12 protein-coding genes are annotated in these 11,132 nt (G+C 62.6%); 2 read left to right on the top strand and 10 right to left on the bottom strand.

Features of this window, described 5'->3' with window-relative positions; translation table 11 throughout:
• The 10 genes from Q0C59_RS15875 to Q0C59_RS15830 all read right to left on the bottom strand — a co-directional run.
• Positions 1–113, bottom strand: a 113-nt coding sequence (locus Q0C59_RS15875; protein WP_291213952.1) for a GTP-binding protein, incomplete at its 3' end; no start/stop codon positions are given.
• A gap of 141 nt (positions 114–254) precedes the next feature.
• Entirely contained in the window at positions 255–2,357 is a 2,103-nt protein-coding gene (gene fusA, locus Q0C59_RS15870; protein ID WP_291217245.1) for an elongation factor G, read from the bottom strand.
• A 92-nt stretch (positions 2,358–2,449) separates the two neighbouring features.
• Positions 2,450–2,920: a 30S ribosomal protein S7 gene (gene rpsG / locus Q0C59_RS15865; protein WP_056266870.1), complete on the bottom strand. Its 471-nt coding sequence runs from the start codon at positions 2,918–2,920 to the stop codon at positions 2,450–2,452.
• Positions 2,921–3,090: 170 nt separating this feature from the next.
• On the bottom strand, positions 3,091–3,468 hold the full coding sequence (rpsL, locus tag Q0C59_RS15860; RefSeq protein WP_069048581.1) for a 30S ribosomal protein S12: 378 nt from the start codon (positions 3,466–3,468) through the stop codon (positions 3,091–3,093).
• Positions 3,469–3,584: 116 nt separating this feature from the next.
• A complete protein-coding gene (locus Q0C59_RS15855; protein ID WP_370654537.1) occupies positions 3,585–4,766 on the bottom strand; it encodes a D-alanyl-D-alanine carboxypeptidase family protein in 1,182 nt (393 codons plus the stop codon).
• A gap of 43 nt (positions 4,767–4,809) precedes the next feature.
• Positions 4,810–5,433, bottom strand: a complete 624-nt coding sequence (locus tag Q0C59_RS15850) for an alpha/beta hydrolase (RefSeq protein WP_291217243.1) — start codon at positions 5,431–5,433, stop codon at positions 4,810–4,812.
• 35 nt (positions 5,434–5,468) lie between these two features.
• Entirely contained in the window at positions 5,469–5,807 is a 339-nt protein-coding gene (locus Q0C59_RS15845; RefSeq protein WP_291217241.1) for a ferredoxin, read from the bottom strand.
• 11 nt (positions 5,808–5,818) lie between these two features.
• The gene (locus Q0C59_RS15840) at positions 5,819–6,928 is read right to left on the bottom strand and encodes a VanZ family protein (protein ID WP_291217239.1); all 1,110 of its coding nucleotides are present in this window, start codon (positions 6,926–6,928) and stop codon (positions 5,819–5,821) included.
• Positions 6,929–6,932: 4 nt separating this feature from the next.
• On the bottom strand, positions 6,933–7,361 hold the full coding sequence (locus tag Q0C59_RS15835) for a CopD family protein (RefSeq protein WP_291217237.1): 429 nt from the start codon (positions 7,359–7,361) through the stop codon (positions 6,933–6,935).
• A 265-nt stretch (positions 7,362–7,626) separates the two neighbouring features.
• Positions 7,627–8,751 (bottom strand): hypothetical protein, encoded by a 1,125-nt coding sequence (locus Q0C59_RS15830; protein WP_291217235.1) that lies wholly within the window; start codon positions 8,749–8,751, stop codon positions 7,627–7,629.
• 285 nt (positions 8,752–9,036) lie between these two features.
• On the opposite strand from Q0C59_RS15830, the gene hemB reads away from it, so the two are divergent.
• Together hemB and Q0C59_RS15820 are read left to right on the top strand one after the other, a co-directional pair.
• Complete coding sequence (hemB, locus tag Q0C59_RS15825) at positions 9,037–10,038, top strand: porphobilinogen synthase (protein ID WP_291217233.1); 1,002 nt, start codon at positions 9,037–9,039, stop codon at positions 10,036–10,038.
• Between the two features lie 9 nt (positions 10,039–10,047).
• The coding region (locus Q0C59_RS15820) for a magnesium transporter CorA family protein (RefSeq protein ID WP_291217231.1) at positions 10,048–11,132 on the top strand (1,085 nt) is incomplete at its 3' end.

Genomic DNA, 11,132 nt, shown 5'->3' with positions numbered 1-11,132 from the left:
GCCGCCAGCACGGTCGTGATCGCCGCCGTCAGCGTGGTCTTGCCGTGGTCAACGTGACCAATCGTGCCAACGTTGACGTGCGGCTTGGTCCGCTCAAATTTCTCTTTTCCCATTTTTCAACACCTTAAAAAGAACAAGCCCGTGCGTGTTTAAGGTTTCCAGCACTGACCTGCCACGGGCAGCAGATCAACCGCAAAGCGGCGCCGAAGACCATCTGAATGTCCCCGCTGCATGCCTGCAGAGGGGAATTGAACTTACTTCGCGCGCGCCGCGACGATGGCTTCCGCCACGTTGCGGGGTGCTTCCGAGTAGTGCTTGAATTCCATCGAATACGTGGCGCGACCTTGCGACATCGAACGCAGGGTCGTGGAGTAGCCGAACATTTCCGACAAGGGCACTTCTGCCTTGATGGCTTTGCCGCCACCGACCATGTCTTCCATGCCCTGCACCATGCCGCGGCGGCTGGACAGATCGCCCATCACGTTGCCGGCGTAGTCTTCAGGCGTTTCCACTTCCACGGCCATCATGGGCTCAAGGATCACCGGGCTGGCCTTGCGGCAGCCTTCCTTGAAGCCGAAGATGGCGGCCATCTTGAAGGCCATTTCGGACGAGTCCACGTCGTGGTACGAACCGAAGTGCAGCGTGACCTTGACGTCCACCACCGGGTAACCGGCGAGCACGCCCGTGGTCAGCGCTTCGATGACGCCCTTTTCCACCGCAGGGATGTACTCGCGCGGCACCACGCCGCCCTTGATGGCGTCGACGAACTCGAAACCTTTGCCGGCTTCGTTGGGTTCGATCTTGAACACCACGTGACCGTACTGGCCCTTGCCGCCCGACTGGCGAACGAACTTGCCTTCGGAGTCTTCCACCGTCTTGCGGATGGTTTCGCGGTAGGCCACCTGAGGCTTGCCGACGTTGGCTTCAACGCCAAATTCGCGCTTCATGCGGTCCACCAGAATTTCCAGGTGGAGCTCGCCCATGCCGGCGATGATGGTCTGACCCGATTCTTCGTCGGTCTTGACGCGGAACGAAGGATCTTCAGCGGCCAGGCGCTGCAGGGCAATGCCCATCTTTTCCTGGTCGGCCTTGGTCTTGGGTTCCACGGCCTGTGCAATCACGGGCTCGGGGAACACCATGCGCTCGAGCATGATGATGGCTTCGGGATCGCACAGGGTTTCACCCGTGGTCACGTCTTTCAGGCCCACGCAGGCAGCGATGTCGCCGGCGCGAATTTCTTCGACTTCCTGGCGGTTGTTGGCGTGCATCTGAACGATACGGCCGATGCGCTCTTTTTTGCCCTTGATGGGGTTGTAGACGCTGTCGCCCTTTTTCATCACGCCCGAATACACACGCACGAACGTGAGCTGGCCCACGTAGGGGTCGGTCATCAGCTTGAAAGCCAGGGCAGAGAACTTCTCGTTGTCATCGGGGCGGCGGGTGGTGACTTCTTCGTCATCGTCCGTGCCTTTGACGTCTTCGATGTCCACGGGCGAAGGCATGAGTTCGATCACGGCGTCCAGCATGCGCTGCACACCCTTGTTCTTGAACGCAGTACCGCACAGCATCGGCTGGATCTCGACCGCCAGCGTGCGCACACGCAGGCCGTGGGTGATCTCTTCCTCGGTGAGGTCACCCTCTTCCAGGTACTTGTTCATCAGTTCTTCAGACGCTTCGGCAGCAGCCTCGACCATCTTTTCGCGCCAGATCTTGGCGGTCTCGAGCAGCTCGGCCGGGATTTCCTGGAACTCGAACTTCATGCCTTGCGAAGCCTCGTCCCAGATGATGGCCTTCATCTTGCGCAGGTCAACCACACCGGTGAAGTGCTCTTCGGCACCGATCGGGATCACGATCGGCACAGGGTTGGCCTTCAGGCGCAGTTTCATCTGCTCGACGACCTTGAAGAAGTTGGCGCCGGTGCGGTCCATCTTGTTCACGAAGGCCAGACGCGGCACTTTGTACTTGTTGGCCTGGCGCCAGACGGTTTCCGACTGAGGCTGAACGCCGCCCACGGCGCAGTACACCATGCAGGCGCCGTCGAGCACGCGCATGGAACGCTCCACCTCGATGGTGAAGTCCACGTGGCCGGGGGTGTCGATGATGTTGATGCGGTGCTCGGGGAAAGACATGTCCATGCCTTTCCAGAAGCAGGTGGTCGCAGCGGACGTGATCGTGATGCCGCGCTCCTGCTCCTGCTCCATCCAGTCCATGGTGGCCGCGCCATCGTGAACTTCACCGATCTTGTGGTTCACACCGGTGTAGAACAGGATGCGTTCGGTGGTGGTGGTCTTGCCGGCATCGATGTGCGCGGAAATACCAATGTTGCGATAGCGCTCAAGGGGCGTGATGCGGGACATGGAAATACTCCGAAAAGGGATCGAGCCCGCCACCCTTGAAACAAGGGACGCGGGCTCTCGGTACTGGATGCTCTAAAGGGCGGTGGCCCGGATCAGAAGCGGAAGTGGCTGAAGGCCTTGTTGGCCTCGGCCATGCGGTGGACTTCATCGCGCTTTTTCATGGCGCCGCCACGGCCTTCGGTGGCTTCAATCAGTTCGTTCGCCAGGCGCAGTGCCATGGACTTTTCGCTGCGCTTGCGCGCGGCTTCCTTGATCCAGCGCATGGAGAGCGCCAGACGACGGACAGGGCGCACTTCAACGGGCACCTGGTAGTTGGCACCACCGACTCGGCGGGACTTCACTTCCACCATGGGCTTGACGTTGTTGATGGCCACCGAGAAGATTTCGACCGGGTCTTTGCCGCTCTTCTTCTCGATCTGCTCCAGCGCGCCATAAATGATGCGCTCGGCGACAGCTTTCTTGCCGCCTTCCATGATCACGTTCATGAACTTGGAGAGCTCGACATTGCCGAACTTGGGATCCGGCAGGATTTCACGTTTAGGGACTTCGCGACGACGTGGCATTTTTTCACCTCATATTGCTTCAGTTGGCACCTTGGCAGGCACCGCGGAGGTCATAGGAACCCCCACTTACTCGACCCACACGGACAATTCCGCGCTTCGGGTCACTACGCCGATTCACCGCGCCACGCGGCAAACAGCACCTTGAATTCAAACCCGGTTCAGACCCAGGATTACTTGACTTTGGGCTTCTTCGCACCGTACTTGGAGCGCGACTGCTTGCGGTCTTTCACGCCTTGCAAGTCGAGCGAGCCGCGCACGATGTGATAACGCACACCAGGCAAGTCCTTGACACGACCACCGCGAACCAGCACGACGCTGTGTTCCTGGAGGTTGTGGCCTTCGCCGCCGATGTAGGAGATCACCTCAAAACCGTTGGTCAGGCGCACTTTGGCGACTTTACGCAGAGCGGAGTTGGGCTTCTTGGGGGTCGTGGTGTACACACGGGTGCACACACCGCGACGCTGCGGAGAGTTTTCCATGGCCGGGCTCTTGGATTTGGTCTTTTCGACCTCCCGGCCGTGGCGCACGAGTTGATTGATGGTTGGCATTGAAAACGTCCCTAAACGTTTGAGAAAAGCGAAAACGGAAAGCTCTTCGGAAAATTCCGAAAAGCCCGCTAATGTAGCACGGGGGTGGCGCCCTGGCAATGCAGGGGCCAGCGGCTTCACTGAATCCAGAGGCGGATGGCGTCCCAGGCGCGGCCGAACACGCCGCTCTCTTCCACGGTATCCATGACGACCAGCGGAATTTCGGCCACGGTCGCACCGCTGGCCAGCGTCACGCGCAGCGTGCCGAGCGCGTCGCCGCGGTTGAGGGGGGCCACCAGTGGATCTGGGCGCACCACTTCGGTCTTCAACTTCGGGCCTTCGCCAGCGGGCACCGATACCACCACACCTTCTGGTCGGCCGAGTTTGACCTGCTCGGCCTTGCCCTTCCAGATGCGCGGGGTGGCCACAGGTTCACCCGCAGGGAAGAGGCGAACAGCGTCAAAGGCGGTGTAACCCCAGTTGAGCAGCTTCTGGGTCTCAGCCGCCCGGGCGTTTTCACTCGTGGCTCCCAGCAAGATGCTGATCAATCGGCGCTGGCCTTGGGCGCCTTCGCCCAAACCCACGACCTGGCGCCGTGCAGTCGCCACCAGGCAGTAGCCGGCAGCATTGGTGTGACCGGTCTTCAAACCGTCCACGCTGGGATCGCGGAACAAAAGCAGGTTGCGGTTGGTGTCGTTCGCGGCCGGCGTGCCGGGATAGCGGTAACGCTGGATCGCGTAGTAGGGCACGTACTGCGGGAAGTCGGTCATCAGGCGGTTGGACAAGATGGCCAGGTCACGGGCAGTCGTCGTGTGGCCTGCTTCGGTCAGGCCCTCGGGGTTGCGGTACCCGGTCGACTTCATGCCCAACGATTTGGCCTGCGCATTCATGAGTTCCACAAAACGCTCGACCGAACCCGCCACGCCCTCGGCCAGCGCCACGGTGGCATCGTTGCCCGACTGCACGATCATGCCCTTGATCAGGTCTTCCACCGGCACCTGCATCTTGGGGTCGATGAACATGCGTGAACCGGGCATCTTCCAGGCGCGCTCACTCACGCCAAAGGTCTGCGTGAGGCTGATCTTGCCGGCCTTGAGGGCGTCAAAAACGATGTAGGCCGTCATCAGCTTGGTCAGGGATGCGGGCTCCACCGACTGATCGGGGTTCATCGAGGCCAGCACCTGACCAGACGTCACATCCATCAACAGGTAGGCCTTGGCCGCCACATCGGGGGGCTGGGGCATCTGGGCGGATACCGGCAGCACCGAGCCGGCGAGCAAAAAGGCGGAGAGCAGAAAAGCAGAAAAACGACGCAACAAAATCCGGTCCTTGAAAGAGAGTCAAAAAAACCTGCGCGGCCCCTCAGGCTCGCAGGTGACGCAGCACCAGTTCCCGCAACATCGGGAGCTGGCCATGAAAAAAATGACCGCCGCCGGGTACCACCGTCACGGGCAGCACCTGGGGTCGGGCCCAGTCCATCACACTGGGCAAGGGAACAGTATCGTCCTGCTCTCCATGAACGACCAGGGTTCTGGTGTGGAGTTCCGCAGGCACGGGAGCGACTTCAAAACGGCTGGCTGCCGTGCCGATGAGCACCAGGCGCTGGATGTCGCGCGATGTGTGCAGGCGGGCGGCGGCATGGCTGGTGACGAAGGCCCCGAAAGAAAAACCGGCCAGGCACAGCGGACCTTCACTGGCCTGGGCCGCAACCACCGCCAGAAGATCATCGAGTTCGCCGCGCCCTTCGTCGTAAACGCCTTCGCTGGCACCCACACCCCGGAAATTGAAGCGGACAGCGGTCCAACCGGCCAACACGCAAGCCCGGGCCAGCGTCTGCACCACCTTGTTGGTCAGAGTGCCGCCGTGCAGGGGATGGGGATGCGCAATGACCGCGGTGCCACGGGAAGCGGCCTCGGGGCGGTCAACCGCCAGTTCGATCTGGCCCGCTGGGCCGGCCATGGTGAGGGTTTCGGTCTGGGCATTCATGTCACATCACCCCGGATCGCGCCGGCCTCGCAGGATCAGCGGCCCACATCGGAGGGGGTCACAAGACGCTGCACCACCACGCCGTCGCGCAGGTGAGACTCAACGATCTCGTCGATGTCCTGCTCGTCCACATAGGTGTACCAGACCGCTTCCGGATACACCACGGCGATCGGTCCACCCGCGCAGCGATCCAGGCAGCCCGCCTTGTTCACGCGCACCTTGCCCGCACCCAGCAACCCGTTCGCCTTGGCTTGCGATTTGCACCGATCGAAAGCGGCCTGCGCCTTGTGTTGCGCACATGAGGCTTCGCCATTGTCCCGCTGGTTGATGCAGAAGAAGATGTGACGTTCGTAGTAAGACTTGTTGTCGGTCATGGTGGGGGATTTTAGGTGGCGTGTGTGGGCGCCGCGCTGGGGCGAGACACCGACAGCAGGCCAAACACGAGCGCGGCGAAGGGCCACAACCAGCCCAACCATTGGGACAGACCGTGGAAGCGGATGAAACGGCCCTGCTCCCAGACCTCCAGCGACTGGGCGAAGTAGGGGCTCAGCGGCGCACCATTGAGCAAGCTCAACGACACCGCCAGACACAACAGCATGACCACATTGCACAGCCGCCGGGGCATGACGATGCAAAGCACTCCCACAACAAGGGCCAGCACCAACCCCAGTTGGGCCTGGGGCGTGAGCCAGGCCCAGGCGTGGTCCGGGCCGTAGGTCAGCGCAGACGACAAGCCCGCCACGGCCACGGCACCGCCCAGAAGCAGGCCACAAAACGCCAGCCGGCGGATCCGCGAGCGCATTTCGGCATAGCCCATGAGCAGGGGAGACAGCACACAAAGGCCGATGCAGAAGGCTTCGGTCAGCAGACCCAGAGGGACAGGCTCGGTCTGGCGGACCGGCACCCAGGCCAGAAAAGGCGTGTCCGCCAACAGGTTGATGAGGCCGGATTCAACGCGGTCCCAGACCTGTCCCAAACCGAACGGAACGGGCTGGGGATACAGCAGCGCAAACGGCCACAACGCCAACAGCACAAGCCCTCCGTGCGCCGAGGGTTCAAACCAGTTGGCGCGGATCTGGCTCCAGCGCCTCAAGGCCCCCAGCCGCTCGATGAGCAGGGCCAGCAGGACCCCGAGCACGGCACCGACGGCGTTCAACGCGAAATCGACATTGGACGGAACGCGCATGGGGAGGTAGCTCTGCAGCGTCTCCACCGCCAGCGAAAGCATCACCGGAAGTCCACAGGCCACCAGCCAGGTCCACCGCCCCTGACCCGAACGGCGAAGGGCCAGCGCCAGCAGAAAACCCAGTGGCGCGTAGCCCACCAGGTTGGCGGCGATGTCAAAACCGGTCCAATACTGGGGCAATGGCGCCTGCAGGAAAGCGAGCGGCACCACGCCTTGATCGCGCCAGCCGGTGAACGGGTACAGGCTGGCATACACCACCATGCCGGCGAAGAGGAGCGCCAGCGGCCAGGCGGATGAGCGCGCTTTCAAGGCATCAGAACGGTTTGACGACCACCAGGATCACCGCGATCACCAGCAGGATCACGGGTGCCTCGTTGAACCATCGGTACCAGACGTGGTTGCGGCGGTTGGCCCCCTGTGCAAAGCCCTTGAGCATCACCCCGCAGGTGTGGTGGTAGGCCAGGGCCAGCAGGACGATCAACAGCTTGGCGTGCATCCAGCCGTTGCCCGGACCCCAGCCGATGCCGTAGCCCATCCAGAGCCACAAGCCCAACGCAAGCGCCGGCACCGCCAGCAAGCTGGTGAAGCGCATGAGCTTGTGCGCCATGAGAAGCAAGCGCTCACGTTCAGCCACGCTGTCGGCCGGCACCATGGCCAGGTTGACGAAAATCCGTGGCAAGTAGAAGAGGCCCGCAAACCAGCTGGCCACGAAGACGATATGAAAGGATTTGACCCAGAGCATGCGGTCAGTGTAGCCCCGCCTCCCCGATGCGCAGGCGCCGACGTGAAGCGCCACCAGCCAGCGGCCGGACAAAAAAAACCCGGCCAGTTGGGCCGGGTTGGGAAGCCTTTTTGCTGTCACACACTAAGGCGCCCGCTCAGGGAGGAAAAGCGGGGAGCCACCTTTCAGCGGCCCGCTGTAATCCTACACCAATCCACTCGGATATCCAACTTTGACCTGTCAGATCTGACAGTTGGCGCCAGAAAATCGTTGCAAGCAAAACAAGCTACATCATCTTGGCGAGTTCGAACATGACCGCCGTGCCCAGCGCTTCACGGATGTTGCCGCGACCCACCTTGGCCATGGAAAGCTCGCCGAAACCGGACATGTCGAAGGAGCTGTCGTCCGGGGAAATCTCCAGAAACGGGAACTCGAACACCTCGCGAAGCAGGTCACGCCGGAACGACTCGAACGCATTGCCCTTGATCTCGGCGTCCACGATGATCAGGTTCGGCATGCGGCTTCGCACCGCCTCGCGGGCTTGTTCAAAATCGACCACGCTGTCGGACAGAACGCCAATTTCACGCAACGCATCGCGCACGTCGGCACGGATCTGAAGTGTGGGAGATACCGTCAGCACGTAGATGCCGGAGAGCGACTTGAACATCGACGAGTGATCGTCCGAGAGTTCGACTGCGGAAATTCCGTCGACCGCCTGCACGGTGCGCGTGAACATGGCCGTGAAGCTCACGCCCTCATCGGTGATCTCACGATCGATCTCGATGCCGCCCGCGGTCTGCGCGATCTGGCGGATGAGCACCCAGCTCAGGCTGTCGAGCATGGCCGTGCTGGAAGGCGGCACACCGTCGTTGGACACGCGAACCTGCAGTCGGGCGTGTTTCGGCCAAGCGTTCATGTCCATGCGCACATCAATACGGCTTCCAAACGGCAAACCCCAATCAAGCACGGCATTGACGAACGTGTAGGCCACCGTCGGGTCGACCAGCACTTCCACCGGCTTGAGCTTGCGGCGCAACTCGATGCCGAGCACGCCGAGTTCGTTCTTGCGCTCTTGCAGAATGCCTTCGACCAATTGCGCCATGTCGACCTTCTCGTGCGACTGGCGGATGCGCCCGCCGTAGAAGCGGTTGATCTGCTGGGTGCTGATCCCGGCCATCTTCAGGCGTTCGGTGGGAACGCTCAGGGCGCGGTGCTCCAAAGCGGTGATGCGCTCCTTGGCCAGCAGCAGGTCGATGCCGTTCTGCAGTGAACTCACACCCACGGTGATCTGATCGGCCAGGCTGGCCATCAGATCGGGCCAATGCTCGTCCAGCGACCAGGGTTGTTCGGCGGTGCTGCCCGGCTTCGCGTTGGCGGAGGCGCTGGCATGGTTCTTTTTGACGGACTGCATGGATCGGTGAACAGGTTCGGTGAGGCGGGAATGCCCGTTGTGATGCTGGCGGCTTGAAGATGCGCCCAGCAGTCAAAAGCGTTCATAAAAGCGGCGCGAAAGGACTGCAACCTGAAATTATCACCATCGGTCACGGAGGAACCGTGGGGAGGTTTCAATCATTTCTTCTTACCGTGGAGTTCAACACAATGCCGCCACCTTTCGGACGACCGAGACCCTTCGCCCATCCCTCGACAGCAATGACCGCGACACACGCCCTGAATGGCCGTTTGCCACAATAGGCCGATGCACAACCCCGCCCCCTACCCCTACAGCCGCCCCCGCCGCCTGCGCCGGGATCCGTTCACCCGCGATCTGGTGCGTGAGCACCGGCTGACGCCAGCCGATCTGATCTACCCCGTGTTCGTGCTCGACGGCGCTGGCCGGCGCGAAGCGGTGGGGTCCATGCCGGGTGTGGAGCGATTGAGCCTCGATCTGTTGCTGCCTGTGGCCGAAGACTGCGTGGCGCTGGGCATTCCGGTGATGGCGCTCTTCCCGGTGATCGACCAGGCCCTGAAGACGCCCGATGGCCAGGAAGCGCTGAACCCCGATGGGCTGGTGCCGCGTGTGGTGCGCGAACTGAAAAAGCGCTTCCCTCAGTTGGGCGTCATGACCGACGTGGCGCTCGATCCCTACACCAGCCACGGGCAGGACGGTCTGCTCGACGAGCACAACTACATCCTGAACGACCCGACGGTCGAAATCCTGGTGAAGCAGGCGGTGACGCAGGCGCAGGCGGGTGTGGACATGGTCGCGCCCAGCGACATGATGGACGGACGCATCGGCGCCATCCGCACGGCACTCGAAGCCAACGGCCTGGTGCACACGAAGATCATGGCCTACAGCGCCAAATACGCCAGTGCGTTCTACGGCCCGTTCCGCGACGCGGTGGGCTCGGCCGCCAACCTGGGCAAAGCCGACAAGAAGGTCTACCAGATGGACCCCGGCAATTCCAACGAGGCCCTGCGCGAAGTGGCGCTGGACCTGGCCGAAGGCGCCGACATGGTGATGGTCAAGCCCGGCATGCCGTATCTGGACATCGTGCGCCGCGTGAAAGACGAGTTCGCCGTGCCCACCTTCGCTTACCAGGTCAGCGGCGAATACGCGATGCTCAAGGCCGCCGCCATCAACGGCTGGCTCGACCACGACGCCGTGATGATGGAAAGCCTGCTGGCCTTCAAGCGCGCGGGTGCGGACGGCGTGTTGACTTATTTCGCTCGCGACGCAGCCCGCCTGCTGCGCGGCTGAGCACACCCCATGCGCGTCTTCCACATCCTGCCGGGCTCGGTGAGCGAGTCGGCGAGCCTGCCGATGGTGCTGCCCGACAAGGGCTACGTGTGGATCGCCTGCGGGCGGCGCGAGTTCGAGCTGGAGCAGGGTGCGGTGCAGTCCACGCTGCAGGTGTTGTGCGGCATGACGCTGGTGGACCTGCACCTCTCGGACCTGCTCAACAACCAGTTGCCGTCGCACTACGACTACACCTCGCAGTACGACATCCTGGTGTTTCGCCGGCTGGCCGCAGGCCACAGCGAAACCGATCTGGCCCACCCCGGCACCGTGCTCACGCAGTCGGCCAAGCGCGGCGGCCCGCCGGTGCTGCGGCGCATTGACACCAGCCCCGTGGGCTTTGCGGTGTTCGACCGCGTGCTGCTGACCGTGCACCCGGCTGGCTGCCTGGTGCTGGACCAGTACGCTGCGCGCCTGCTGGCGGCCACCACCGCCGCATCCCGCGCGGCCGGCGTGCACCTGCCGCCCAGCCCGGCCGACCTGATGCTGCGCATCGTCAACCAGATGGTGGATGGTTACCTCGACCTGCGGCGCGAACTCACGCGCCAGCTCGACCACTGGCAGGCCGAGCTGCTGCACCCCAAGGCGCGCTTCAGCAACTGGGGCTCGCTGCTGGACGCGCGCATCTCGCTGCACCAGCTCGACGAGATCTGCGAAGACCAGCGCTCCGCCATTCAGGACTGGATCGAGGCACTGGCCACCTGGGAGCCCACCGAGCACAACGGAGGACAGCGCGGGCTGGAGCTGCTGAAGGTGCGATCGCGCGATGTGCTTGAACACATCGAGCGCGTGGTGCACCACGTGCGCCGGCTGGAGCAAAACGCGGAGACGGCCGTCCAGATGCACTTCTCGGCGCAAAGCAACCGCACCAACGACATCATGCGCACGCTCACGGCGCTCACCGCCATCTTCCTGCCGCTGAATTTGATCGCCGGCATTTTCGGCATGAACTTCGAGTTCATCCCGCTGCTGCACCAGCAGACCGGCTTCTGGTGGGCCATCGGCTCCATGGTGCTGACCGCCTCCGTGTTGGGCGTGCTGTTCTGGCGCAAGCG

The organism is Hydrogenophaga sp. (assembly GCF_022844385.1).
GTDB lineage: Bacteria > Pseudomonadota > Gammaproteobacteria > Burkholderiales > Burkholderiaceae_C > Hydrogenophaga.
Note: the sequence above shows the minus strand (reverse complement) of the source record. Positions and strands in the feature narration are given on the sequence as shown.